Source organism: Desulfocastanea catecholica (assembly GCF_054657295.1).
In genome coordinates, this window is sequence record NZ_BAAHYZ010000015.1 from 26,103 (window position 1) to 50,072 (window position 23,970).

At 52.3% G+C, this 23,970-nt stretch carries 23 protein-coding genes; 19 read left to right on the forward strand and 4 right to left on the reverse strand.

Features of this window, described 5'->3' with window-relative positions; genetic code table 11:
• Positions 1-144 precede the first annotated feature (144 nt).
• From ACYQ8U_RS14250 to ACYQ8U_RS14270, 5 genes are all read left to right on the forward strand, one after another.
• A complete protein-coding gene (locus ACYQ8U_RS14250; RefSeq protein ID WP_459946223.1) occupies positions 145-366 on the forward strand; it encodes a hypothetical protein in 222 nt (73 codons plus the stop codon).
• 286 nt (positions 367-652) lie between these two features.
• On the forward strand, positions 653-868 hold the full coding sequence (locus ACYQ8U_RS14255; protein ID WP_459946320.1) for an amidohydrolase family protein: 216 nt from the start codon (positions 653-655) through the stop codon (positions 866-868).
• A gap of 415 nt (positions 869-1,283) precedes the next feature.
• Positions 1,284-3,179 carry a GNAT family N-acetyltransferase gene (locus tag ACYQ8U_RS14260; RefSeq protein WP_459946321.1) on the forward strand — a complete coding sequence of 632 codons (1,896 nt, stop codon included), beginning with the start codon at positions 1,284-1,286 and terminating at the stop codon, positions 3,177-3,179.
• A 183-nt stretch (positions 3,180-3,362) separates the two neighbouring features.
• Positions 3,363-5,543: an acetate--CoA ligase family protein gene (locus ACYQ8U_RS14265; protein WP_459946224.1), complete on the forward strand. Its 2,181-nt coding sequence runs from the start codon at positions 3,363-3,365 to the stop codon at positions 5,541-5,543.
• A 78-nt stretch (positions 5,544-5,621) separates the two neighbouring features.
• On the forward strand, positions 5,622-6,881 hold the full coding sequence (locus tag ACYQ8U_RS14270; protein ID WP_459946225.1) for a hypothetical protein: 1,260 nt from the start codon (positions 5,622-5,624) through the stop codon (positions 6,879-6,881).
• A 49-nt stretch (positions 6,882-6,930) separates the two neighbouring features.
• Here the strand turns inward: ACYQ8U_RS14270 and ACYQ8U_RS14275 are convergent, their stop codons facing one another.
• Complete coding sequence (locus ACYQ8U_RS14275) at positions 6,931-7,404, reverse strand: VOC family protein (protein ID WP_459946226.1); 474 nt, start codon at positions 7,402-7,404, stop codon at positions 6,931-6,933.
• 375 nt (positions 7,405-7,779) lie between these two features.
• On the opposite strand from ACYQ8U_RS14275, the gene ACYQ8U_RS14280 reads away from it, so the two are divergent.
• Complete coding sequence (locus ACYQ8U_RS14280) at positions 7,780-8,976, forward strand: trans-sulfuration enzyme family protein (RefSeq protein WP_459946227.1); 1,197 nt, start codon at positions 7,780-7,782, stop codon at positions 8,974-8,976.
• A 267-nt stretch (positions 8,977-9,243) separates the two neighbouring features.
• Here ACYQ8U_RS14280 and ACYQ8U_RS14285 read toward each other — a convergent pair whose 3' ends face one another.
• Positions 9,244-9,618, reverse strand: a complete 375-nt coding sequence (locus tag ACYQ8U_RS14285; protein WP_459946228.1) for a hypothetical protein — start codon at positions 9,616-9,618, stop codon at positions 9,244-9,246.
• Positions 9,619-10,242: 624 nt separating this feature from the next.
• Here ACYQ8U_RS14285 and ACYQ8U_RS14290 point away from each other — a divergent pair.
• Genes ACYQ8U_RS14290 through ACYQ8U_RS14310 form a run of 5 tightly spaced genes read left to right on the forward strand, consistent with a single transcriptional unit; the run spans position 10,243 to position 15,088 of the window.
• Positions 10,243-10,500, forward strand: a complete 258-nt coding sequence (locus ACYQ8U_RS14290; RefSeq protein WP_459946229.1) for an acyl carrier protein — start codon at positions 10,243-10,245, stop codon at positions 10,498-10,500.
• Between the two features lie 14 nt (positions 10,501-10,514).
• Positions 10,515-11,771 (forward strand): beta-ketoacyl-[acyl-carrier-protein] synthase family protein, encoded by a 1,257-nt coding sequence (locus ACYQ8U_RS14295; protein ID WP_459946230.1) that lies wholly within the window; start codon positions 10,515-10,517, stop codon positions 11,769-11,771.
• Entirely contained in the window at positions 11,752-12,558 is an 807-nt protein-coding gene (locus tag ACYQ8U_RS14300) for a lysophospholipid acyltransferase family protein (RefSeq protein ID WP_459946231.1), read from the forward strand. The genes ACYQ8U_RS14295 and ACYQ8U_RS14300 overlap by 20 nt, the downstream gene beginning before the upstream one ends.
• The gene (locus ACYQ8U_RS14305; RefSeq protein WP_459946232.1) at positions 12,555-14,045 is read left to right on the forward strand and encodes a B12-binding domain-containing radical SAM protein; all 1,491 of its coding nucleotides are present in this window, start codon (positions 12,555-12,557) and stop codon (positions 14,043-14,045) included. Before ACYQ8U_RS14300 ends, ACYQ8U_RS14305 begins: the two co-directional genes overlap by 4 nt.
• Before the next feature lie 5 nt (positions 14,046-14,050).
• Positions 14,051-15,088, forward strand: coding sequence for a radical SAM protein (locus ACYQ8U_RS14310; RefSeq protein WP_459946233.1), 1,038 nt, complete (start codon positions 14,051-14,053; stop codon positions 15,086-15,088).
• A gap of 18 nt (positions 15,089-15,106) precedes the next feature.
• Here the strand turns inward: ACYQ8U_RS14310 and ACYQ8U_RS14315 are convergent, their stop codons facing one another.
• Positions 15,107-16,300, reverse strand: a complete 1,194-nt coding sequence (locus tag ACYQ8U_RS14315) for a U32 family peptidase (protein WP_459946234.1) — start codon at positions 16,298-16,300, stop codon at positions 15,107-15,109.
• A gap of 61 nt (positions 16,301-16,361) precedes the next feature.
• The gene (locus ACYQ8U_RS14320) at positions 16,362-17,063 is read right to left on the reverse strand and encodes a methyltransferase domain-containing protein (RefSeq protein ID WP_459946235.1); all 702 of its coding nucleotides are present in this window, start codon (positions 17,061-17,063) and stop codon (positions 16,362-16,364) included.
• 361 nt (positions 17,064-17,424) lie between these two features.
• Here ACYQ8U_RS14320 and ACYQ8U_RS14325 point away from each other — a divergent pair, with 361 nt between their 5' ends.
• Genes ACYQ8U_RS14325 through ACYQ8U_RS14360 form a run of 8 tightly spaced genes read left to right on the forward strand, consistent with a single transcriptional unit; the run spans position 17,425 to position 23,967 of the window.
• Positions 17,425-17,763: an ApeI family dehydratase gene (locus ACYQ8U_RS14325; protein ID WP_459946236.1), complete on the forward strand. Its 339-nt coding sequence runs from the start codon at positions 17,425-17,427 to the stop codon at positions 17,761-17,763.
• Positions 17,764-17,774: 11 nt separating this feature from the next.
• The gene (locus ACYQ8U_RS14330) at positions 17,775-18,041 is read left to right on the forward strand and encodes an acyl carrier protein (RefSeq protein ID WP_459946237.1); all 267 of its coding nucleotides are present in this window, start codon (positions 17,775-17,777) and stop codon (positions 18,039-18,041) included.
• 13 nt (positions 18,042-18,054) lie between these two features.
• Positions 18,055-19,110: a radical SAM protein gene (locus ACYQ8U_RS14335; RefSeq protein ID WP_459946238.1), complete on the forward strand. Its 1,056-nt coding sequence runs from the start codon at positions 18,055-18,057 to the stop codon at positions 19,108-19,110.
• 4 nt (positions 19,111-19,114) lie between these two features.
• Complete coding sequence (locus ACYQ8U_RS14340) at positions 19,115-20,113, forward strand: radical SAM protein (protein WP_459946239.1); 999 nt, start codon at positions 19,115-19,117, stop codon at positions 20,111-20,113.
• 7 nt (positions 20,114-20,120) lie between these two features.
• Complete coding sequence (locus ACYQ8U_RS14345; protein WP_459946240.1) at positions 20,121-21,371, forward strand: beta-ketoacyl-[acyl-carrier-protein] synthase family protein; 1,251 nt, start codon at positions 20,121-20,123, stop codon at positions 21,369-21,371.
• Between the two features lie 30 nt (positions 21,372-21,401).
• Positions 21,402-22,667, forward strand: a complete 1,266-nt coding sequence (locus tag ACYQ8U_RS14350; protein WP_459946241.1) for a beta-ketoacyl-[acyl-carrier-protein] synthase family protein — start codon at positions 21,402-21,404, stop codon at positions 22,665-22,667.
• Positions 22,667-23,143 (forward strand): acyl-CoA thioesterase, encoded by a 477-nt coding sequence (locus tag ACYQ8U_RS14355; protein ID WP_459946242.1) that lies wholly within the window; start codon positions 22,667-22,669, stop codon positions 23,141-23,143. The genes ACYQ8U_RS14350 and ACYQ8U_RS14355 overlap by 1 nt, the downstream gene beginning before the upstream one ends.
• Positions 23,143-23,967, forward strand: a complete 825-nt coding sequence (locus ACYQ8U_RS14360; protein ID WP_459946243.1) for a polyketide synthase dehydratase domain-containing protein — start codon at positions 23,143-23,145, stop codon at positions 23,965-23,967. Before ACYQ8U_RS14355 ends, ACYQ8U_RS14360 begins: the two co-directional genes overlap by 1 nt.
• Positions 23,968-23,970 lie beyond the last annotated feature (3 nt).

A 23,970-nucleotide genomic window follows, 5' to 3' on the forward strand; every position in this document is an offset into this window, starting at 1 on the left:
TCCGCAGTGACCCAGGGGTGGTCGCTGCCATTGGTTGCCCGTTGGTTGAAGTTGGTAAAAACATCAGACCCTGTATCCGAAAACAGACAGCACTGGCATCATGCGGCTGGAAGACTGGAAAAATTGCTATGGAGTGAGTGAGATATGAGACGTTTCAAGAATATTCTCTATGTCAACGAACCAAGCGTTGAACGGCAGCAAACGGCAATTGCCCCGGTCGTCTCTCTGGCGGAAAGCAATAATGCACGATTGACTGTTGTCGATGTGATCCCGGTCATCACGCCAGGCTACGGGTTACCTCCAGGGGGACCGATATCATCTGAACTGCAGATCTCGCTGGCAACTGAACACCCTACGTCGACTTGAGAAACTGGTAGCCCCTTTTGTACAACTAATGGATATTCAATATAATGTACTCGTTGGCAAAACCTTTCTTGAAGTCATCCGGGCAGTTTTAAGATACGCCTATGATCTGATAATCAAGCCGGCAGAGAACTTGGTCCTGTTAGAGAGCCTTTTGGGCAGTAGGTGCATGTCGTTAGTAAAAGAGATATTTGTTTTTCTGCTAAGCATTGGTTAACATAATGGTATCGTTACAAATATAATAATTTACTGAGAATAGTTTAGAGTTATATTTTCTTTTTGTGAATACATACAATCGCCGGGCTTGCCGGTTATGTTTCACACCGGTTCATCCATCTTCAACGGGACGCGGATCAAATATACCGACCCGCTGCTGCTGGATGATGTGGCGGACGCATTTCCAGATTTGACGATCATCATGGAACACGGCGGGCGGCCATTCTGGTACGACCGGGCCGCCTGGCTGATCTCGAGGCACCGCAATATGCACATTGGCATCGCATGAATTGCAACGCGGCATTTGTCCCGGTATTTCCCGAATCTCAAAAGGTATTCCGACCGGATCTCGTTCGGCAGTGAATGGACGGCGGTATCGCTGGATGTCGAAGGGTTTATCAGCAGGGTGCTGGCGCTGCCCTATTCAGACCGCACCAAAGCGAGCATTCTTCACGGAAATGCCGAAAGGTTGTTGGGCATAAAGTAATTCGAAAAAACATTAGGAACTTGATTTTTAAGAGGTGTATAAAGTATCTTTATATTTTCTGAAAAACGATAAAAACTGTCGCAGGTGGCTACTGTGGAACGATGATCGTGGACAGGAGAAGGAAAAATGATGGTTTCGTGAGAAGACTATTTGCGAAAACCTGTGGTAAATAGGCGATGTATTGGTTCAGTACAGTGGGTTATTAAAGGATATACGGATGGATCTCAAGGCTTATTGCCCAGAAAAAGTGGTCACCGCCCATGAGGCGCTTTCGCAGATAAAGAACGGTAGCCGTATTTTCATCGGCACGGGTTGCGGTGAACCCCAGCACTTGATCCACAACCTGGTGGACAGTTCCATCCTCCAGGATGCGGTGATTTATCAAATGCTCTCCATCACCCTGTCCAAGTATGTCGACGATCCCGATTTCCTCAGACGCTTTGCCCTGAAGTTGTTCTTTATCAGTGCCAGCATGCGTAAGGCTGCCTTCGAGGGCAGAATCGACTATCTGCCAGCCTACCTTTCCCAGATTCCCAACTTGTTCGCCACCCGTCGCATCGGCCTGGATGTAGCCTTGGTGCAGGTGAGCCCGCCGGACCGCTTCGGCTATTGCAGCCTGGGCATCTCGGTGGATATCACCAAGGCGGGCCTGGATGCCGCGCGGCTGAAAATCGTCCAGGTCAATCCCCGCATGCCCCGCACCTGGGGCGATTGCATCGTACACGTGGACGACATCGATTTGATCGTGCCCTTCGAAGAACCTTTGGTGGAAGCGATACCGAAGAGCAAAAACCAGGAGGTGATCACCCGCATTGCTTATTACGTCAATCAAATGGTGGAAGATGGGGCCACGATTCAGGTCGGGTTCGGTCACCTGGCCAATGCGATTCTGCCGCATTTGATGGATAAGAAGGATTTGGGAGTCCATACCCAGGTGATCACCGATTCGTTCCTGCCCTTGCTGAAAAAAAACGTCATCACCAACAAGAAAAAGACCTTGCTGGACGGTCGGGTGGTGGCTTCGCTGTGCATGGGGTCGGAAAAACTCTACAATTACGTGCACGACAATCCCCAGTTCTACTTCCGGGCCTCGGATTTCGTCAGTGACCCGGTGGTCATCGCCCGCAACGACAATATGATTTCCATATCATCGGCCCTGGAGGTGGATCTCACCGGCCAGGTGTGCAGCGACTCCATGGGCTACCTGTTTTACAGCGGTATCGGCGACCAGGTGGATTTTTTACGCGGTAGCGCCATGTCCAAGGGAGGCTTTACCATCATTGCCCTGCCTTCCACGGCCCAGGGTGGACGAGTGTCGCGTATCGTGCCCAGCCTGAGCGAAGGCGCCGGCGTGGCGACCACCCGCGGTGACGTCAATTTCGTGGTCACTGAATACGGCATCGCCGAGCTCAAGGGTAAGAGCATCTACCAGCGGGTGATGGAGCTGGCCCAGATCGCCCATCCCAAATTCAGGGAAGAGCTGATCGACGTGGCCAAGAAGCGGCACTACATTTTTGCCGACCAGATGCCGCCGACCCAGGATGACCTGATCTTCCTGGAGGGGTATAAATCCCGCGTCACGCTACGCAACGGCAAATCCATCGAGTTCCGCCCCCTGCTGCCTTCGGACGAGTTTGCCTATCGCAATTTCTTTTACTCACTGAAAGAGGAGACCATTTTCCTGCGCTTCTTTTATAAAAGGAAGCTTTTCTCCCACGAGCATGCCCAGGAGCAGTGGGCCAACGTGGATTACCGCAAGAATATATCCATCATCGGCCTGATCCAGAGCGGTGGCTTTCAGGAAATCGTGGCCATCGGCACCTATGCCGACGAGGGAACCGGCCGGGCGGAGGTTGCTTTCGTGGTGCGCGAAGATTTCCAGGGCCTGGGGGTTACGTCCCATATGCTGCCGCTGCTTGAATCCATCGCCAAGGAAAATGGCTTTCATGGGTTTGTCGCCACCGTACTTAAGGAGAATAAATCGATGATGCGGGTCTTCAAGAAAAGATATCCCAACGCCAAGGTGGAAGTGGGCATCGACAACACCATCATCATGGATTTCAATTCAGTTCCCAAGCCATCCTCCAATGCGGCAGATGATGCAAAAGGATAATCAGACGGAACATGGAGGCGGGATCTGCAGCGTGGTGGGCCTTGCATTCGATGATATCCAACCTTAGTGCGATAGAAGATCTCTAGCGTCTGTATCGCATCCTGTATGTCCTTACTCATTAATTGAGCTGATCTTTAAATCTACTGCATCTTATTCCCACCTTTTTATCAAAAGGACATGTACATGAGAAGTCTTAGTGAATCAGAATCAAAACAGCTTCTGGCTGGTTATGGCGTTCCGGTAGTACAGGAAATTATAGCCAAAGATGGAGAAGATGCAGTTCAAGCGGCAATCGACCTTAAGTTTCCGGTTGTATTAAAGGGCAATGGAAAAAAACTAACGCATAAAAGCGATCGAGGATTAGTGCGACTCGGTTTATCCAATGTTGACCAGGTCCGGGAAGCAGCGCAGGGGATCCTTGAGTCAGCTGGTAAAGATCTGGAAGGGTATTTAATCCAGCCCATGCTCAACGGTAAGCGCGAGTTTGTCGCAGGTTTGATGCGTGACCCTATGTTTGGCCCAATCGTGATGTTCGGACTTGGGGGAGTGTTTACCGAGGTGTTGGATGATGTAGTCTTTAGAGCTGTACCCATCGACGAAATAGAAGCCGAAACCATGCTTGACGAGATAAAAGCTTCTCAACTTTTAGGCGAATATCGCGGCGAGCAAGCGGCGGATAGAAAAGCTCTTGTCAACTGTCTATTAGCGCTCTCCAAACTTGCAGTTGAGCGACCGGATGTCGCAGAGGTTGATATCAATCCACTGCTTGTTGGCCCGGATGGTCAGGTCAGTGCTGTTGATGGCCTGGTCGTGCTGCAGGAGGAGACTCCCAAAATACCACGCCCCGTTATCTCTCCTGCTCTCATTGGTGATATATTTCATCCCGGATCAATTGCTTTTATTGGTGCATCGAGCGTATTTGGCAAATGGGGGCAGTCATTACCTGCTAACCTTTTGGCCCATGGATACAAGGGAGAGGTCTATCTGATTAACTCCAAAGGGGGAACGCAGTGGGGAAGACCTGTTTTTAAAAGCATATCCGAAGTACCAGGACCTGTTGATCTGGCCGTTGTCACCATTCCCGCTGCGTTGGTGCGAGGTTTGATCAAGGATTTACAACAAAAGGGAGTAAAATCTGTTTTGTTGATATCTTCCGGCTTTTCTGAGACAGGAGACGATGGCAGAATTTTAGAGAATCAGCTTGTCCAGGATGCACGTGATGCTGGAATTGTTTTCCTTGGACCCAATACCATGGGTATCCAGAATCCCCATGCCAACATCATTTTAACCGGAGTCCATGTAGGGCCAAAACCGGGCAGTACCGCACTTATATCGCAATCCGGGAACATGGGTGTCCAGTTGCTGAGTTTCGCCGATTCCCAGGGGTTGGGAATCAGAGCCTTCGGAGGAAGTGGCAATGAGGCAATGGTTGCCGTAGAGGATTTTATGGAAACTTTTGAGGTAGATGAACTGACCAGGACGGTTCTTCTCTATCTTGAGAGTGTCAAAGACGGGAAAAGATTTTTCGAATCGGCGCGCAGAGTAGGCAGGAAGAAACCGGTAATTGTCCTTAAAGGTGGCAGAACCGAGGCCGGAGATCGCGCAGCGGCAAGTCATACCGGGGCAATGGCAGCAGACTTCAGGCTTTTTGAGGCGCTTTGTCGTCAAACCGGTGTGGTGAGCGTCCATCATCCGGCAGATATGCTGGATGCCTCGATGGTGTTTTCTTCACTGCCGATGCCTCAAGGTCGCAGGGTTGCAATTATGACTCTCGGTGGAGGATGGGGGGTTGTCACAAGTGATCTGTGCAGTGATCAGAATTTGCGCGTGGAGCCGCTCAGCGATGAAATAGTTGCTGTGCTCGATGGAATGCTGCCACCTTACTGGAGTCGTACCAACCCCGTTGACCTGGTTGGTGAAAAAGATCTGGAACTGCCAATGAAAGCCATTGAAGTGTTAGCGGCCTGGGATGGTTGTGACGCCATAATACATCTGGGAATTTCGGGACGGGAATATCTTTTGCAGATGGTGCTGGAATCCGTTAATGCAGTAGACGCGGAGACTGATCCGAAAGACTCTCAGAAAATGCTGTCAGGGCTGCACAAATGGGAGCATCAGTATGTCAGGCATACGGTTGAATTGATGGAGAAGTTTAGAAAGCCGATTCTTGGTGTAACCATGACTTCCGATCCTAAAAAACGTTCGATTTATGAGGTTGAAAACTCAAAATATAACGGCGTCTTCTTCAACAGTCCCGAACGGGCAGTTAAGGCATTGGGACATATGTGTGAATATCGCGATTTTCTAGAAAGGGAAGCTGCACGAGAGGGAAAGAAACCGGCACGGCTGCGAACTCGACCCTAAGGGTCTACTTCCCCGGTAAATCTCAAGGGCATTGAACTGAGTGACAGGCTTTGAGGGGTAAGGTACTGATTGGCAGTAATGAAAAAATATACCGGATTGATGATAGTTGGTACGTTCGTTTTGTACCTCATAAGCGTACTGGTACCCTCGATCCTGATTGTGCCGACCCTTCTGGCGTGGCTGGTTCCTCTTTTGAAATGGCGCATGCTTGGCCGGAGGGCGGTGCAACAGACCTTGGCCCTTTTGTTTATCGGTTTCCTGGCGATTCTCTTTTCAGCCGGCCAAGGCGTTTATCTCGGTTGGAAAGAGATTTTTGCCGCGAACCTGCCCCTTCTCGCCATGTTCGTTGCAGTTGCTTTTCTTGCTCTGACTAATCAGGGGCTGGAAAATTCGGAGCTACCTCAAGGCAACAGCGCCGTAATTACAACGGCGCTGGGAACACATGTTCTCGGGGCAGCGATCAACCTGTCAGCCTTGTTCTTTTTTGCAGATCGACTGCAAAAAAGCGGCACTCTCAGCAGGGAACAAATGACCATTCTTGCCCGTTCATTTTGCGCAGCTGCCTGGTGGTCGCCATTTTTTATCGCCACCGGTGTTGCCCTCACCCATGCTCCTGGAATGCGCTGGAAAGAAACTTTGATTCCCGGGATCACCATGAGTGCTATCGCAATCACGTATTCCGTCGTTGAGGTGTGTTTTTGCAGGAAAAAAGAATTTTCAGGGTATCCTTTGCGGGTTGACAGCCTCACCGTTCCGGTTTTTCTTGCCGCCGTGGTTATTTGCGTTCATCACTTTTGGCATGATGTCAATGTCCTGCTGCTGATTTGTCTGGTCTCACCTCTAGGCGCATTGATGTTCATGAAAGGCCGGCCAAGATCAGCCACGATAGGGTGTTTCATCACTAACGGAATTGAATCGGTAAATAGCCAATTTGCCCTGTTTCTTGCCGCAGGAGTCTTCTCTACCGGCATAAAATCTCTTACCCACGTGTACCCTTCATTTTTTAGTCTCGCAGGTTCAACCTTTACGCCAATGTTATTTGTCATAACTTTAGCTGTGATGATAGTGGTCGGGGCCATGGGGGTTCATCCGATTGTCAGTATTGCAATCGTGAGTCCGTTGCTCATCCCCCTCAATCCCGATCCTTCTCAGTTGGGGTTTCTTTTTCTAAGCAGTTGGGCTATTTCAACCGGAACTAGTCCGTTGTCCGGAGTAGGGCTGGCATTGGTGAGTCGCTATAATGCATCACCGCAAGGGATAATCAACAGCAATTGGCATTATGCTGTTGTGATGTGCGCAATTGCCTCTTTAATGAACTTTTTTTTCTTTGTGCATTAAAGAGGCGATATTTATTGATAATTTCCGGTCTGTTCTGTGCCCAACATGCCTATTTCTCAGACATTTTGGCAAATGCAGCCTTTGCTCCCGCCTCGATTTCCTCCGCTGTCAGGTCCCTGGTATGGCTGGCGAGGTTCCAGCAGTAGCCGAACGGATCTTCCACGGTTCCCATACGGTCTCCCCAGAACATGTCCTCGATATGCATCCGAACTTTGGCTCCTGCATTAACCGCCACCTTGAATGCATCATCGACGTTCTTGACATACACATAAAAATTTATCGGCGATCCACCCATGGTCTCGGCACTTTTTCCGGGACACTGTGGGCTTTCTTCTCCCAGCATGATGAGTGAAGAACCAATCTGGATCTCGGCGTGCATCACGCCTTTACCATCAGGCCCGGGCATTATGAGCCGTTCTTCTGCGCCAAAGGCTTTTTTATAGAAATCTATTGCCTTGGCGGCGTCCTTGAATATTAACATAGGGGTAAGGGTTTGATATCCTTCCGGGATTGGCTTAGTCATGATATACCTCCTTACGGGTGATGTACTGTCTGATTTGTTCGCTACAACAGGAAGTTGCCCAACGAGGGGGCAATCAGTCCTGTTCAATGTGTAATGTAGTCTTCCTGTGGAGGAACGCAACAACGGGAGAAGGAAAAAATGAGGAGCCTATATGACAGATGAACATTTTCACATAGCCATCCACAGATTTAGGTTTTCAAAAGCCCATCAAGCTAGAATAAATATCAAAAACAGAAGTCCATTTATATGGCCGAATCACCAATTTAAAAAAGTCCGTCAACTACCTTGCTCTATCGACGTTCATACAACAATGATTAAAATTGTACCGAATAAAGGTCGGTGATTTATCAAAACTGCCGAAAAGAAGGAGGCACGATGAAAAAAGGAACGAACGTGGAAAATGTAGGTTGGACCACTCGCGCTATCCACGCAGGTCAGCATCCAGACCCGGAGACAGGGGCCGTTTCGCCGCCAATATACCAAACTTCCACGTTCGCATTCGAGAGTTGCGCCCAGGGGATGGCCCGATTTCAGGGGACCGACCCTGGGTATATCTATACACGAATCGGCAATCCCACAACCGCTCGTCTGGAGCAGGCGGTGTCTTCACTGGAGGGCGGAGCCGGAGGCATAGCAGTGGGTTCCGGGATGGCGGCGCTCAATACGATTCTCTTCGCCCTCCTCCGCGCGGGTGATCACTTGATCGGCACGCATTCCGTTTACGGCCCTTCCGGGATGGTGGTGGAACGGGATTGGAGCCGGTTCGGCGTACAATCGACCTTTGTCGACACGTCTGATTTGAGCCAAATCAAAGCCGCGCTACGGCCCGAGACCAGAATCGTATTTGTAGAATCACCGGCCAACCCCACCATCATCCTCACGGATATCGAAGCCGTTGCGAGGATCACCAAGGCTCACGGCGCCTTGCTCGTGGTGGACAACACGTTCGTTTCCCCCATCGTGCAACACCCCATCGCCTTGGGCACTGATATCGTCATGCACTCCATGACCAAATTCATCAACGGCGCCACGGATGTGGTCTCCGGTATGATCGTACCTTCCAGCGATGAGCTGCTCCGTCGCATTCTCCCGGTGCATCGCTACTTGGGGGCGTGCATGGATCCCCATCAAGCCTGGCTTGTCCTGCGCGGCTTAAAGACCTTGGGCATGCGGGTGAGAACTGCCCAGGAGAGTGCCAAGCAGGTCGCCGAGTTTCTGGAAAATCATCCGAAAGTGGAATGGGTGCGCTATCCGGGGCTTGTCAGCCACCCTCAGCACGACTTGGCCGCGAGACAGATGGAGGGTCCCGGCTGCATGATATCTTTTGAAGTAAAAGGGGGTACGGACGCCGGCGCGCGACTACTGGACAACGTTCGGTTAATGACCCTGGCGGTCTCCCTTGGCGGCATCGAGACGTTGATTCAACATCCTTCCAGCATGACCCACGCGTCTATGCCTCGCGAAATGCGACTCAAAGCGGGTATCACCGACGGACTGGTACGTGCGTCCATCGGTTGTGAGGAGATCGCTGACCTGCTGGCAGACTTCAAGCAAGCCCTCGACAAGGTCTGAGTGCCCAATAGGTCAATTAGTCCCATATGACCAATATCTCCTGGTCAGGCGACAATAACAATAAAAGACACCTCTTTGCTGCATTTGCCCAGCCTTTGTTCAATTACTAAAATAGAGAGGTGTCTTTTGCACGGTACCATGGGCTATAAAGCTAACCCCGGTAAACGGAAGATAAGCTGGGATAAATATCTTGGTACAGATTATTTTCTTGCAAAAAAACAAGAAAATAATCTGTAAGTTATTCATGGGTGCAGCTGAATGACATACTTAATATCCGCTGCCGACGATTAGATTACCGCTCGTCCTTTTGGCGTAGGTATGTTTCATTTTGCCGGCCCATTCATATTGCACCCAAACCCCTTCGGGGCTGGCCTTCATAAGGGCGTCATACACAGGCGGCGCTTTTTCTTTCAAACTCTCTCCGGCGAGGGTAGGATGAACCAGCATCTTGCCGTTTTCCTCCATCACGAAGACATACGGTTCAACGGAGTCCGCTTTAATTGTGCTTAGGTCGGTACCCTTTTCGATACTCGCCACAATAGCATCTACATTGCCGCTTATTGCCAGTTCATCAGCAGCAAAAGCGCCATTTACTACAAAAAGCATCACCAGCACTGATACAAATAGAGACAGTCTTTTCATATTTCCCCCCATGTTGAGTGCAGTCTGCAGGGTATCTGTACAATACAGACACACAGGCAAACCTGCTTTTCGGTAGGATCTTGTTTCAGAGTCTTCCCCTGAAACTTTTTAAACAATAAGTCATCGCCGACAATCCACATTTGTCTGAAGTCAACTCCTTTGTTATGGATTGAGATGGATGAAACGACGCAGTATCTTTACTGTTCTACATTGCGTTGCATAGATGGACTCATGTCCGAATAAACTATGGCAGTAAATAACAGAATGTTAAGCACATATCATGCCAACACGAATGAATGCACAATTCAGGCATCTGCACATGATCGGCAACATTAACATGTTGAGCGGAGTACCTTTTTTGCGCTATAAGTGCGCAAAATTTGCCGGTCTGCCGACAACTTTAAAATATTTCCGACAACAATAACCGAGTGGGGTTAAATGGTTGGGAGGCGTAAGAAGATAATAATCGCCTGTCGTACGCCTTTGCTCTGCCCGTTCAATATTTCCTTTTGAAATTGCCAAAAACTGTGTAGTATCCGACTCAACTTTCCGTCTGACCAGCGCAGTGATAATGATATAAGTAGTTATTTTTTTTGTGATTTTCCTCGTTCGCCGCCTGCTATTATGACCAAAGATGAATTTAAAGATAAAATCCTGACGATTCTTACCGAGGATTTTGAATTTGAACAGCCGGGCCTGGATGACAATCTCCGGGATGACCATGGTTTTGACAGTATCGATGCCATCGAGCTGCTGGGGAAAATTGAACTTATTCTCGGTTTTTCCTTCACCCGGGAAGAAAAGGAAAAGGCTATGGACATCAGGACCATTAATGATATTCTCGATTATGTTGAAGGAATTCAACAATCCCGAACCTCCTAGGCTGGTCTCTTTTCATGAAACGACGTGTTGTCATTACTGCCTGCTCGGCCATTACTCCCATCGGCTACGGAAAAAACGATATTATAGACAGTCTCAGGCAGGGCAAGTCCGGAGTCGGTTTCCTGCGTGATGACGGCCTGTTGTCAAAGCACATCCATTCCCGTGTTTTCGGCACGGTGGATTATCCTATCGACTATGGTTTCAAGCGGCAATACCGCAAAACCATGGGGCCGGTGGCCTACTATGCCTGTCAGGTGGCCAAAGATGTTCTGGAAAGCTCCGGGCTGAGCCAGGAATTTATCACTTCCGGCCGTCTCGGCGTGGCCTTTGGTTCCACCCATGGCAGCCCGACCGTGCAGCGGGAAATCTACAAAACCTTTTTCAGCGATCTCGAGTCAAAATTTTCTTCCATCGGCGCGGTCGATTATCTGCGTTCCATGGTGCACACGACCGCGGTGAACATCAGCCGCATGTTCGGCATCACCGGGCGGATCATTGCCTCATCCACAGCCTGCACCACCAGCAGTCAATCCATCGGTTTTGGCTATGAAACGATCAAATACGGCATGCAGGATGCGATGATCTGTGGCGGCGCGGATGAGTACGATACCACGACGGTGGCGGTTTTTGATAACCTGCTTGCCTGTTCGGTGAAGTACAACCAGAGGCCGCAATGCACTCCGCGTCCTTTTGATGCGGGGCGAGACGGCCTGGTGGTCGGAGAAGGTGGTGGCGCGGTACTTCTCGAAGAGTACGAGTCGGCGAAAAAACGTGGCGCGGACATCCTGGGAGAAGTCATCGGATTTGCCTGCAACAACAACGGTGGAGATCTTATCCTGCCCAACCTCGACGGCATTACCGCAACCCTCCGACTGGCCCTTAAAGACGCGGAGATACTTGCCAAGGATGTCGATTTCGTCAGTGCCCATGCCACGGCGACGAAAATGGGTGATGTCATCGAGGCCCAGGCCATCGATGCCGTGTATGGCGATGATCCGCTGAACAGGCCGCTGGTGACCGGTCTGAAAAGCTATATGGGCCATACCATGGGCACCTGTGGGGTGATCGAGACTATTTTGACCCTGTATATGATGGAACAGGGATTTATTGCTCCCACACTGAATCTGGAAAATGTCGATGAACGCTGCAGCATGCTGCGGCACACCCGTGAATTGACGGAGACTGAGACGAAAATAGCAGCGATTCAAAATTTTGCCTTTGGTGGCGTGAATACCTGTCTGCTGGTGAAAAATGGCAGAGATGCAGACTGATAACGGTTCCAGTCACCCTCAGCCTTGTCTGGATCGAGGTATTAACTGCATTATGGACTGCATTGTCACCCTGATCTGCTGGGCCTGGTTTCTGTTTGGTTTCATCCTCTTTTTTTCCTGGCGTTATCTCCTCGCCGCTCTGCTTGTCAAAGATCCGGAACTGACCTTTCAGCGGTTGAATAGCCGGTTCTATCAAATATTTTTTCGTATAGTCAGGGTGACCGCTCCCCGGCAGCGGATAGACATTGATGCACAGGTGGCGGCTATCAGATCATCAGTTATTGTCTGCAACCATCTTTCCTATCTCGATCCATTGCTGCTCATCGCTCTTTTCCCGCAACAGCGGACCATCGTTAAAACCCGATTCTTTACCATGCCTATCTTTGGCTGGATAATTGCCAGGGCGGGGTATCTTCCTGCGACCAGTGAGGGACCGTTTGCCGGACTGATGATCAGGCAGATGGACACAATGCCATCCTATCTGCAAGCCGGCGGCAATCTGTTTGTTTTTCCGGAAGGAACCAGGAGCCGGGACGGCAAGCTCGGCAATTTCAATAAAGGGGCATTCAAAATAGCCCGGCTCTGCAGGGCTCCCATCTATGTTCTGGACATCCGCAATACCGATAAACTGTTTACTCCAGGGAAATTTCTCTTTAATACCAGGATGAAAAATAGGATCAGCGTTAAAATTATCGATTGTATCGAACCGGACTATCAACAGAACCCACCCACAACGGCAGAGCTTGAGCTGAGGGTGCGGCAGGCGTACTGCGAGCGACAGACATGAAAGTTATTCTAATATCCATGCCCGATGTGGTGCCGATCATCATCCACGAGGCCGCAGTTCATCTGCCAAACCACGGTATAGCCTGTATCGGCGGCAATATTGACCCGGATCATGATGTCTACCTTATCGATCTGATCCGCAAACGCCGTTCGATTAAAAAATATCTCACCAGGGTGATAAGAAAAATCGCGCCCGACCTCGTTGGTCTCTCCGCCATGGCCTGGCAGTACGATACCTGTATCAAGATTGCCCACCTGCTCAAGGAACTCCGCCCCGAGGTCAAAATTGTTATCGGCGGATATCATGCCACTCTCATGTATGAAGAGACGGCGGCATCCGAGGAGGCGCAGTGGATCGATTATCTGGTCCGGGGTGAAGGGGAGGAAGCCTGTCGGCGCCTGGTGAACTCGATTGCCGGTCGGGATACTCTGGCTGACATCCCCTCACTGTCATATAAAACAGACGGTGTGTTTACCCATAATCCCCGGGGTGAAAATCTGGACCTCAGTACCTTAAAGCTGCCGATCCGCGACAAGCGAAGACTGACCTGGGGATATCATATCCTTCACTCTAAAGTTGAACTGATCGAGACCTCGCGCGGCTGCACCCGCTCATGCAACTTCTGTTCGATGAAGCATATGTATGGCCGCACTTTCAGGACCTATCCGATAAGCAGAGTGCTCGCCGATATTGACGATATTTATTACCAACGGAAGACCAGATATATATTTATCACCGATGATAATATGGTCCTGAAACCCTCCAGGGTGATGGAGCTGTGCGATGCGATCATTGCCAGGAAATACGACGATCTGCGCATCATTGTCCAGGCCGATTGTGTCTCCATGGCACAAAACGAGGAGATGGTCGCTAAAATGGCTGCAGCTGGTTTTTGTTCTGTTTTTCTTGGCATAGAGAATGGCTCGAAAAAGAATCTGAGCGTTGCCGACAAAGGCAACATTGTCGAGTTTGCCAACAAGGCTATTGAAAACTGCCATAAAAACGGCATGATGGTTATCGGTGGCCTCATCTTCGGCTTTCCTGAAGATGATGAAGATTCGATCAGGGAAAATTATCAATACCTCAAATCGATCGATGCCGACGCCGCCTACTGCCAGGTGTTGACCCCCTATCCGAAAACCGGAATGCGCCAGTACCTCCTTGACCAGGGATTGGTCACCAACCAGACTGATTATAAAAAATATAATGGCCTGTGGGCCAATGTACGGACCAAATATCTGGATGCGGAACAGCTGCAATATCAATTCTGGTTTCAGCGGCAAGTGGTGCTGGGCTGGTGGAACCCCCCGGCTCAGGTCAGGAGCCAGGGCTGGGCGTGGATATCCATCTGGCGCTTCCTCTTTAAACCTTTATTAAAATTGCGCTATAGCAGGATCCTGAAAAAGATCGGCTGGCAGGGCCGTTATCTTAAAGAAGTCGATCGATGGGAAAATATGAACAAGTTTGACGATCTTGAGGATTATTGAGCGCGATGCAGATATATAATCTTGAATTTACCGAGCAGGAAGTCCGTCAGGCTGTGGCGGCCGACAGACTGCTTTCCATGGAGATCGAGTTCAGCCGGGTCTGCAATTTTCGCTGTTCCTACTGCTATGTCGATGCTGCGAGAGAATGCACCGACGAGCTTTCCAGGGAAGAAATCAAGGATGTTATTCTGCAGGCAAAAGGGCTGGGTGCACGAAAAATTATCATCCTCGGCGGCGAGCCTTCGATCTATCCGTATCTTGTCGAAATGCTCCGGTTTCTCGGGCAGGAAGGCCTGGAAATTGAGATGTTCACCAACGGTTCGGGAATTGATCAGGCGCTGGCCACCGTCCTGGCTGAGGAAAGGGTGCGGATCGCCTTGAAACTCAATTCCCGTAACGAGAGGATTCAGGATCAGCTGGCCGGGAAAAAGGGCGCATGGCGGATAATCAATGGGGCGCTTGCCGCACTGCAGGCGGCGGGGTATCCGTCCAGAGAGCTGTTTCTCGCCATCAGCACGGTCATCTGCCGGCAGAATATTGCGGAATTGCCTTCTATGTGGCAGTGGCTGCGAGAAGGCAATATTGAGCCATATTTCGAGGTCATTACCCCCCAGGCCAATGCTCTTGGCAACAGTTCGCTCGACGTTGGGCCGGGGGAATTAAAAGAGTTGTTTGTCCGCCTTTCGGCAATTGATCGGGAAACATTCGGCCGGAGCTGGGAACCCCAGCCGCCGCTGGTCGGCAACAGGTGCATGCGCCACCAGGTCTCCTGTGTGGTCACGGCAAACGGCGATGTCATGCCCTGCGTCGGCGTGACCATTCCTCTGGATAATATTCGTCACAATACGCTCGCCGCTATTCTGAAACACAGTGAGGTGATCAACAATCTGAAGAATTACCGCCAGATGATCAAGGGACCATGCCGCAGTTGTGAAAAAGCGGCGGAATGTTATGGCTGCAGAGGCGCCGCCTATCAGCTCACCGGGGATTATCTTGCCTCGGATCCCACCTGCTGGCGCAATGCCGATTCTGAAAAGTCGTAAAGGTGGGGCGGCGGGCTTTCAGGCCTGTAAAGTCAGGAAATCCTCCAGCAGTTGGCCGATATCTTCGGCCAGTATTTCGGCTTCTGCCCGGTCAAAGCGGACGGCCCGCTTGGCGTATCGATGACAGTGGCGGCAATCCTCGCAGTAGGTCTCCGCGCAGCGCATTTTCCGAAAGCCATCGAGGAAGTCGGTTAATGCAGCATTGTCGATGGTCAGGTCTAGTGCCAGAAGCCGCCGTCGCAGCTTGAGCATGCGCAGCAGCAGCCGCCTCTCCTCCGGCTGATAGTGGCGCATCCGTTCATGAACCTGGTGTTCTATATCGCTGTGGAAGCCGGCCGGGTCGCCGAGCAGCTCCAGTGAGAGGATGTCCAGCAGGTTGCCTGTGTAGCGTCGATCGGCATAGGCCCTGGTCGCACGCAACAGCCATGGCGTGCAACGTGAACGGTCGATAATCTTAAATTCATCAAAGCCCATCGCTTCGTACATATGCAGATCTTCCGGGCGGATCCAGCGGCTCATCAAAAAGAGTTCCGGATGCAGCAGGCGCCGACGGGTGCATTGCCAGAGGTAGAAATCGAGAAAGGCGTTTGGCCGCTGGGTATTCTGGGTCAGCTGGGATGCATGGCCCACGCTGCAGGCGTGTTCTGCCAAGTAGGAACAGTTGTAGATACAGGAGACGTTGACAAACAGCTGCATGCCGCAGGACAGTCCTGCCCGGATTTTCGGTAACATCCTGAAGTCACGGTTGAACTCACTGTAGGGGATAATCAGTGGATCGATGCCAAGTGCTTCCTGGTACTTCAAGCGCGGAAGGTTGGTCGGCCAGCTGAGTACGCTGCCCCGGATAGCCAGATCCGGGAAATTTCGGCGGACCAGCGCCACCACGGCGAGGTTGGCAATCGATACGCTGTCGACGCCGATGTCGACCAGCTGGCCAATGAAGCTGAGTATGTGCTTCTTGCCTTCCTCGGTTTGTTCCAGGTTGCCAAGACAGGGAGCATTGAGGAGGTAGCAGAAGGACAGACCTTGCCGATGGGCGGCATCAATGTAGGCTGTGGCAAAATCCCAGTCCACCGAGGGCAAAACAATGCCGGCTCTGCCTCCGCCGACAACGTCGAAGGGCAGTTTGGCATAGATCGACGTTACCTCCGGGATGTCCACCAGGCCGTCCAGCAATTCCATGTCCCAATTCGCAGCAACGCTTAGTTTCATGCACTTTCCTTTTCGGTATCATGGGAATTCTTTTTTTGTCCTGCCACCTTGGCGCGGGGCATTAAAATCCATTCTGCTTGTCGGAATGCGCTCCGTTCAGCTGACCGTGGGCAGCAAACTGGAAAGGAGATGCCATGGTCAGCGTAAGATGTTCAGCCAGACCTGCCTGCCGTAATTGCGCCCTGACTTCGTCGACGGTAAATGCGGCGCGCAGGGAGAGCAGCATATCATGGCGCAGCAATGGCGATCCGTCGGGCAGATAGCTGTCGACGATACGCCGGGCCGCTTGTTCATTTTTGGGCCGCAGCAGGTCAATGATCAGGATTGACGCCTTGGGCAGACAATACTGGTGGATCGCGTGCCACAAAATCATCGGCTCGGCAAGGTGGTGCAGAAAGCTGTTGGAGATGACGATCTCGTAACGGTTGCGTGGCAGCGGTAGTTTGTCCGGCAGAGTGCCATGGAAAAAAAGTACTTTATTTTCAAGACCTTCGCGTTGGGCAGCTTTCTTTCCTTCGATCAGCATATGGGCGGCGCCGTCGACACAGTGTATCTCGCAGGTGCTGAAAAGCCGGGCCAGGCGCAGCGGGATGGCAGCCGGGCCGCAGCCAAGGTCGAGAATTGCAGTGTTTGCGACCGGGTCGGGAAAATATTTGTGAAACAGCTGCACGAAGAGCCAGTAGGCGTTGTCCAGCGCCGAGCCTGCATAAGCGGCGGCCTGCTCGGCATAGTTCATAAGTTCTGGCTCCGGAACTCTCTGCATGCGGTCTCTTTCCTTTTCCCGTTGTGCCGGCATGCGCAGACCGGCAGGTGCATCTGGTAATTATATACCATCACTCTTGCCTGGCTTTCAATACGTTAAACCGGATAGGGATGAAATCCTCGACTATCCGACCGGAAAAAAAGGGGGGCGGAGCTCTCACATTCCTTGGGTGAACGACGTGACGCCGCAGGGCTGCGGCAGGGAAATATGGCAACATGCATCGTGGCTTACCTGTTGTGTATTTCCACCCTAGATGGTATAAACTTGGGTTTTATAATTTTTACCCAATATAAGAGATACAGCCAGGCGACCGAGGCGAGGATGTGGTGTCAACGTGTGGTCTTGGCGAGTTGAAAAAACAATGGAAGAAGGTAAAATCGTTGCCTCGGTGACAACGGATGGGAGTTCACCCTGGTTTTCCGGTCACTTTCCCGACAACCCGATTTTGCCGGGAATCGCCCAGTTGAAGATGGTTGCCGATCTTATTACCGAGTCCGGAACAGGTGGTTTATCCATGTCGGGACTTGGCCGGATTAAGTTCAGAAAAATTGTCAGGCCGGGGGATGTGCTTGATATTCAAATCATATGCGGCGATAAAAAAGATCAATATAATTTCAAGATCACCTGCGGGAACGACGATGTCTGTTCCGGCTGGATGTTTTTTGCCAAAGCACAACACGACAACACGAAAACGACATAAATAACGAATTCATGAACAACGATATCTCGCAAACCATCACCCGAATCGCTGAAATCATCATCAACGAGCTCAAACTTGAAGATGTCACCCCTGAGACCTTTGATCCCGACCTGGATTTAGTCAACGAGGTGGGCGTCGACTCCATGGATATGGCCACTGTTGCCCTGTTTCTCAGAGATGAGTACGAGATACAGATCGACGAAGACGATTATCCCAAGCTGACCACCGTTCGTATCATTGCCCGGTACATCGACGACAAACTTACCAATAACGACTAGATATCACGATTAGATGTCCGCTGAACAGCACTACAAATTCTCCGATATCATCGCCGACCCGGTTATCAGGGAGCGGTGGGAAAAGGTTCGTCGCTATTTCTTTTTACGCGAATCGACGTACGACATGAGCAACCGGTGTAATATTCGCTGTGAAGGCTGTTATTATTTCGTCGGTGACAAGCAGTTTGCCGAAGAAAACACCAGTGAAACGGCCTGGCGGCAGTTGCTGGAATCGGAAAAAGAGCGGGGCATTACCTTTGTCGTTCTGGCTGGCGCCGAACCCTCGCTGGTGCCGCGGCTGTGTGCCGTCTGTCATGAGGTCATTCCCCTTGGGGCGATAGCCACCAACGGCCTGAAACCTCTTCCCCGGGAGATAGATTACCGGGTGCACATTTCCGTCTGGGGCAATGACCAGACCAGTCTGGTCACGCGTAAGGCCCCGGACATGCTCCTCCGGCAGATGGCCAACTATAAGGACGACCCACGGGCACTCTTTGTCTATACCTTCACGCCATTCAACATCGATGAGGTTCGTCAGGTGACGAAAACCTTGGCGGACAATGGCCAGCAGATCACCTTTAACATGTTTTCCGCCCCTGTCGGGTACGATGGCCCGCTTCGTCATACCAGCCAGTCCCTGCGGAAAACCGCGGTAATCATGGGTGAAATGTTGGCTGAATATCCGCAAACGGTGCTTTTTTCACCGTATAATATTGTCGCCCATACCTCGGAAAAGGGTCTGCATGACCTTTTTTCCTGTACCTATCCCCGGATGAATGCGGCCACCGATATCGGCCTCGGCCGATCCTTCCGGCAGTATCGCACCGATCTGCAGTGGAACCGTGATGCCGCCTGCTGTGTGCCGGATACCGATTGCCGCGACTGCCGGCATTATGCCGCAGGCAGTGCCGTGGTTACCGCCAGAATGTATCGGCATGCGACCGATCCGGTGACTTTTTCCGCCTGGCTCGACTATGCCGACACCTATCTTGCCGTCTGGGTCAGGGGCTATGCCAAGGGGCCGAACCTGTGTGCAGCCATGATCAATCCGCCTTTACCTCCTTCGTAAAATCATGATAACCGTCAGTTCCCTCCTCGATGATCACTGGTACGAGCGTTATAAAAAAATTTCCAAGCTCAACATCCGCAGTTCCATCTATGATGTGACCGACCGCTGCAATCTGCGCTGCAAGGGGTGTTTCTTCTTCTCCTCGGGGGAGCACGAGGTAGCCTCGGAGGAAAAGGATGTCAACAAATGGCATGCCTTTGTCGACAAGGAGATGGTCCGCGGGGTGAATCTGGCTATTCTCATCGGTGGCGAACCGACGCTCTGTCTTGATCGAGTCGAGGCCTTTTATACGCGGTTGCCGACCTTCTGCGCGACCAATGGTCTCATTAAGGTGCCCCGGGATCGTTTTCCGGACATGATGGTCGGCATCTCCCTGTGGGGCGATGCGGAAGACGAACAGATTCTGCGCGGCAAGGACACCTTCAGGATATCCAGTGCCAACTACGCCGGTGACCCGCACGCCTACTATCTGTATACCATAACCCCGAAACAGCTGGGAAAGACGGAAAAGATCATTCGTAAGGTAAAAGACGTCGGCCTCAAGGTGCATATGCAGCTGCTGTCCAATGACGAGGATGTCGACGGCTTTTCATGGCAGCCGGACGAATTGCTCGCTGTCCGTCTGGAGATGGATGACCTGCTCGATACATATCCGGAGACGGTCATTTCCTCGAAATATTATCACCAGATCATCACCACCGGCACGATGCTTGGCCGACCCTTTGGCTGGATGGAATGCCCGTCGGTGACCGAACCCATCGACAAGAGAGAGCCCCGGCCCAAACGGCTGACCAATTTTATCCGCTGGTCTTCCGACCTGCAGACCATGCATCGCTGTTGCACCTCGGAAACCCGCGACTGCAGCACCTGCAAGGATGGCGCGGCGCATATGAGCTGGGTCATGGTCAACAAGAGGGCGCATATCAAAACTCCACAGGACCTGCAGAACTGGATCGAGGTCTACGAGATGTTCGCCAAGCTCTATCAATTTATTCCCTGGTAAGTGGACAATGGCAGGAAAAGATGCGGTCATTGTCGGCTACGACGCTATTTCTCCCCTGGGAAGTGATCTGGACAGGCAATGGCAGCAGGCCCTGGCCGGAACAAGCGGCATCGGTCCACTGACTCGTTTTTCGTTGCCGGAAAATTTCCCGGTGCACATTGCCGGGCAGGTGCCGGATATTGACGAGGAAGACTATCCTTTTCTCTCCGCCCGGCATCAGGCCGCCTGGACCTCGCCGGTCTTCAAGTATTCCATGCTCTCGGTGGCAAGGGCTCTGCAGCGCAGCGGCATCGAGCTGTCGCCGGATATTGCGCTCAGAACAGCGGTTACCTACAGCTCGGCAATCGGCGGCTTGGATGCGGTTCTGGCCGCTGACAGGCGTCTGCAGGCGGAGAACAGGCTGCCGCTGCCCTATGTCAATGCCAACTCCTGTATCAATATGATCGGAGGCAAGATAGCTATCCAGACCGGGGCCAAAGGGCCGATTACCTCGACCATCAGTGCCTGCGCCACCGGTCTGACCTCGATGATCATCGGCGCCATGTTTCTCGCCCAGAACCGTGCCGATGTGGCCATCTGCGGCGCGGTGGATTTTGCCCTGGTCGAGCCGATCGTCGCCGGCTTTTTTACCATGAACGGCGTGTACAATCCTCCCAACGGCCGGGAAAACGATCCGCCGGAAAGTGGTAGCCGGCCATTTTCCATCGATCGTCGCGGCTTTGTCATTTCCGAAGGTGCCGGGGCGGTGATTTTGACCACCAGGGACTTTGCCGAGGTCCATGGCCTACGATATTATGCCGAGCTGGCCGGCTGGGGCATGACCTCGGATGCCCACCATTTTGTCGCGCCCTCTTTCGACACCGTGCGTAAGTGCATGCTCGATGCCATTACCGATGCTTCGCTGGTGCCTGGCGATATTGCGGCTATAAACGCCCATGCGGCCTCGACCAGAGTCGGCGATAAGGTGGAACATGAGGCCATGCGAGCAGTATTTGGCAATGATCTGCCGCCGGTCAGTGCCAATAAATCGCTCATCGGTCATGCCATGGGCGCCTCGAGTGTCATTGAATCGATCCTTGCCCTGCAGGGCATGCGGGAGAGTATCCTGCCGCCGACCATCAATTATACCGCTGATCCGGACATCGACATCGACTGCGTCGCCGAGGGGAAACGTTCCCTGGAACAGGAATTTGTCTTGAAAAATTCCTTTGGCTTTGGTGGCTGTAATGCCTGTGCGGTCTTCAAGAAAGTAGCGTAGTACCAAATTGATAAGCAGCATCTGAAAATCATGCGAGCACCAAAAAACAGAAAGGTCCTGGTCGTCGGTTATGACGCCGCCACGGCTCTCGGCAATACCTTTGCCGCAACCTGGCAGGGGGCGGTGAATAGTCTGGCCGGGTTTCGTCGCTTGACCCGCTGCGCCACCACCAGCCGCAGCAATGTGGTGGGGGAGATACCCGACTGGGATCCGACCCTGCTTTCCTACGTGAACCGCAAAGAGTCTTCTCTTTGGAACGCGGCCTATGTCTTTCTGACCATGGAGGTGTGCCGCAGAGCCCTTGTCCATGCGGGACTGGAAATTAACGACGACACCGGGCCGAGAACTGGCTGCCTGATCGGCTCGGCCCTGAATGGCACCGATTCCTACCGGATCGCCATGGAAAACTATGTCAACAAGGGACCGCTGAAGGTCAGCCCCTATCTGCTGCCCAATGTCTGCGCCAATCTGCCGGGCGGCAAGGCCGGGATGCTCCTGGGCTTTACCGGACCGATTTTTTCGCCCCAGGGTGCCTGCGCCTCGGGCAACCATGCCATCGGCATCGGGGCGAGGATGATTCGGGACGGTGACTGTGATTTTGTTCTTGCCGGCGGCGTCGAAACCTGCCTCGTTCCGGAGATCATTCAGGGATTTGCCAACATGCAGGCAACCATCAAGGTTGGTCCGAAGGATCGGGCAGCACCAGACCCCAGCCAGGCATCGAGGCCGTTTAGTTTAGACCGGAAGGGTTTTGTCCTGGCGGAAGGCGCCGGTGTTCTGGTGCTGGCCGCCGAAGATGCCGCCCGCTCTCTTGGTCTCACCCCGAGGGCGGAGATCGCCGGTATCGGCTGGAATTCCGATGCCCTGCATTTTACCCGGCCCAATGGGACGACCATTATTCGGGCGATGCACGACGCAGTGGCCGATGCGGAAATTTCCCCCGCGGATATCGGCTCAGTGAATGCCCATGGTACCTCGACGCCGACGGGCGACAGCACCGAGGTCGAATGTCTGCGCGCTTTTTTTGGCAAAAATGTATCGAAAATACCCGTGTCGGCCAATAAATCCCAGGTCGGCCATTCCCTTGGCGCCTCCGCCGCCATCGAGGCGGCGCTGGCCATCGAGGCCATGGGGCAGGGGATCGTCCTGCCCACGGTCAACCATATCCCGGACCCTCAGTTCAGTGACCTGGATGTGGTCCCTGATACAGCCCGCAAACATGCGCATGAATTTGTCCTGTCCAACTCGTTTGGTTTTGGTGGGACGAACTGCTGTATTGTCTTTCGAGGAATATAATGCGACCAAAACCCTTTCTTCACGAATTTCTCGACCAGCCGGGCTATGTCAAAGAGAGCCGCAGCGGCAAGATCTGGCACCGTTGCGAACTGCGCACCCTGTATGCCGATACCGATCGTTCGCAGGTGGTCTATCATGCCAACTATCTGAAATATTTTGAATTCGGTCGGGCGTCGTTGATGCGCGACGCAAACTATCCTTATAAGAAAATTGAGGAAAGCGGCTATATCTATCCGATAATAAAAACTGAGCTGAACTATTACTCGCCGCTCTTTTACGACGACCTGATGTATATCTATACCCGACCGGGCAAGCTGGAGATGGTCAAATTACAGTTTGACTATGTCATTACCAGGGCCGACAACGGTGAAATCTGCTGTACCGGTTTTACCAGGCATTGTGCCGTTAACGGCAAGAGTATCCCGGTGGAGATTGATCAACAGACCATCAAGCTGTGGCATGGGTTTCCCCGTTGATGAGCGATGGGCGTCTTCCCCTGACAATTGCCCTTAAACCCTGGTATCAGGATCACTGCTTTGCCGGACGGAGCGTTCTGCCGGCTGTGGAGACCATGCTTCTGCTCGCCGCCAGGGTATGTGAAACTCATCCGGAAGTCGATATCCGGGTCATGGCAGATGTCCGCTTTGCCAAATTCCTGGAAATTCCGCCCACTGCCGCCAGCCTCGACTGCCTCGTACTTTGTGAGGTCGCAGGCGATGGCCGACTGCGGACGCAACTGCTCAGCCGCGTTCAATGCCGGGCGATGAGCAGAATAAAGGCGCATGGCGAGGTATTTTTTCCTGGAGTTCAGCAGGGCGATAGCGTAAACCGCGCGGTTTTACAGCTTACTGCCGCACCCTTGACCGGCCCGCTCACGGAAATACCCGCGGAATATCTCTACCGTCAGCTGGTCCCCTTTGGACCACAGTATCAAACGCTGCGGGAGACCCTGCATCTGTCCGAGTTTGAGGCGTGGGGCACACTGCAGGCCCCCGACCTGCCGCAAGCGCCCATCGAAAAAATTATCGGCTCGCCCTTTCCGCTCGATGGCGCTTTCCATGCCGCCTGTGTGCTCGGTCAACAATTCGTCGACTTTGTTCCTTTTCCCGTTGGGTTTGCCGAACGGGTCATCATCCGGCCGACGCAGGCGGGCTGCAGCTACCAGACGAAGGTCAGACAAGTTTGTCAGACCAGCGACGAACTGGTCTTTGACCTGGCAATATTTGACGACGAGGGGCAGCTGTATGAAACTACCACCGGCCTGCGCATGCGCGATGTGCGTGGGACAATGACAAGGTAACCA

Bases quoted from the DNA above. Each gene is read 5' to 3' on its own strand.
- ACYQ8U_RS14250 (WP_459946223.1), top strand. From the start codon at position 145: ATGAGACGTTTCAAGAATATTCTCTATGTCAACGAACCAAGCGTTGAA.
- ACYQ8U_RS14260 (WP_459946321.1), top strand. From the start codon at position 1,284: ATGGATCTCAAGGCTTATTGCCCAGAAAAAGTGGTCACCGCCCATGAG.
- ACYQ8U_RS14265 (WP_459946224.1), top strand. From the start codon at position 3,363: ATGAGAAGTCTTAGTGAATCAGAATCAAAACAGCTTCTGGCTGGTTAT.
- ACYQ8U_RS14270 (WP_459946225.1), top strand. From the start codon at position 5,622: ATGAAAAAATATACCGGATTGATGATAGTTGGTACGTTCGTTTTGTAC.
- ACYQ8U_RS14275 (WP_459946226.1), bottom strand. From the start codon at position 7,404: ATGACTAAGCCAATCCCGGAAGGATATCAAACCCTTACCCCTATGTTA.
- ACYQ8U_RS14280 (WP_459946227.1), top strand. From the start codon at position 7,780: ATGAAAAAAGGAACGAACGTGGAAAATGTAGGTTGGACCACTCGCGCT.
- ACYQ8U_RS14285 (WP_459946228.1), bottom strand. From the start codon at position 9,618: ATGAAAAGACTGTCTCTATTTGTATCAGTGCTGGTGATGCTTTTTGTA.
- ACYQ8U_RS14290 (WP_459946229.1), top strand. From the start codon at position 10,243: ATGACCAAAGATGAATTTAAAGATAAAATCCTGACGATTCTTACCGAG.
- ACYQ8U_RS14295 (WP_459946230.1), top strand. From the start codon at position 10,515: ATGAAACGACGTGTTGTCATTACTGCCTGCTCGGCCATTACTCCCATC.
- ACYQ8U_RS14300 (WP_459946231.1), top strand. From the start codon at position 11,752: ATGGCAGAGATGCAGACTGATAACGGTTCCAGTCACCCTCAGCCTTGT.
- ACYQ8U_RS14305 (WP_459946232.1), top strand. From the start codon at position 12,555: ATGAAAGTTATTCTAATATCCATGCCCGATGTGGTGCCGATCATCATC.
- ACYQ8U_RS14310 (WP_459946233.1), top strand. From the start codon at position 14,051: ATGCAGATATATAATCTTGAATTTACCGAGCAGGAAGTCCGTCAGGCT.
- ACYQ8U_RS14315 (WP_459946234.1), bottom strand. From the start codon at position 16,300: ATGAAACTAAGCGTTGCTGCGAATTGGGACATGGAATTGCTGGACGGC.
- ACYQ8U_RS14320 (WP_459946235.1), bottom strand. From the start codon at position 17,063: ATGCAGAGAGTTCCGGAGCCAGAACTTATGAACTATGCCGAGCAGGCC.
- ACYQ8U_RS14325 (WP_459946236.1), top strand. From the start codon at position 17,425: ATGGAAGAAGGTAAAATCGTTGCCTCGGTGACAACGGATGGGAGTTCA.
- ACYQ8U_RS14330 (WP_459946237.1), top strand. From the start codon at position 17,775: ATGAACAACGATATCTCGCAAACCATCACCCGAATCGCTGAAATCATC.
- ACYQ8U_RS14335 (WP_459946238.1), top strand. From the start codon at position 18,055: ATGTCCGCTGAACAGCACTACAAATTCTCCGATATCATCGCCGACCCG.
- ACYQ8U_RS14340 (WP_459946239.1), top strand. From the start codon at position 19,115: ATGATAACCGTCAGTTCCCTCCTCGATGATCACTGGTACGAGCGTTAT.
- ACYQ8U_RS14345 (WP_459946240.1), top strand. From the start codon at position 20,121: ATGGCAGGAAAAGATGCGGTCATTGTCGGCTACGACGCTATTTCTCCC.
- ACYQ8U_RS14350 (WP_459946241.1), top strand. From the start codon at position 21,402: ATGCGAGCACCAAAAAACAGAAAGGTCCTGGTCGTCGGTTATGACGCC.
- ACYQ8U_RS14355 (WP_459946242.1), top strand. From the start codon at position 22,667: ATGCGACCAAAACCCTTTCTTCACGAATTTCTCGACCAGCCGGGCTAT.
- ACYQ8U_RS14360 (WP_459946243.1), top strand. From the start codon at position 23,143: ATGAGCGATGGGCGTCTTCCCCTGACAATTGCCCTTAAACCCTGGTAT.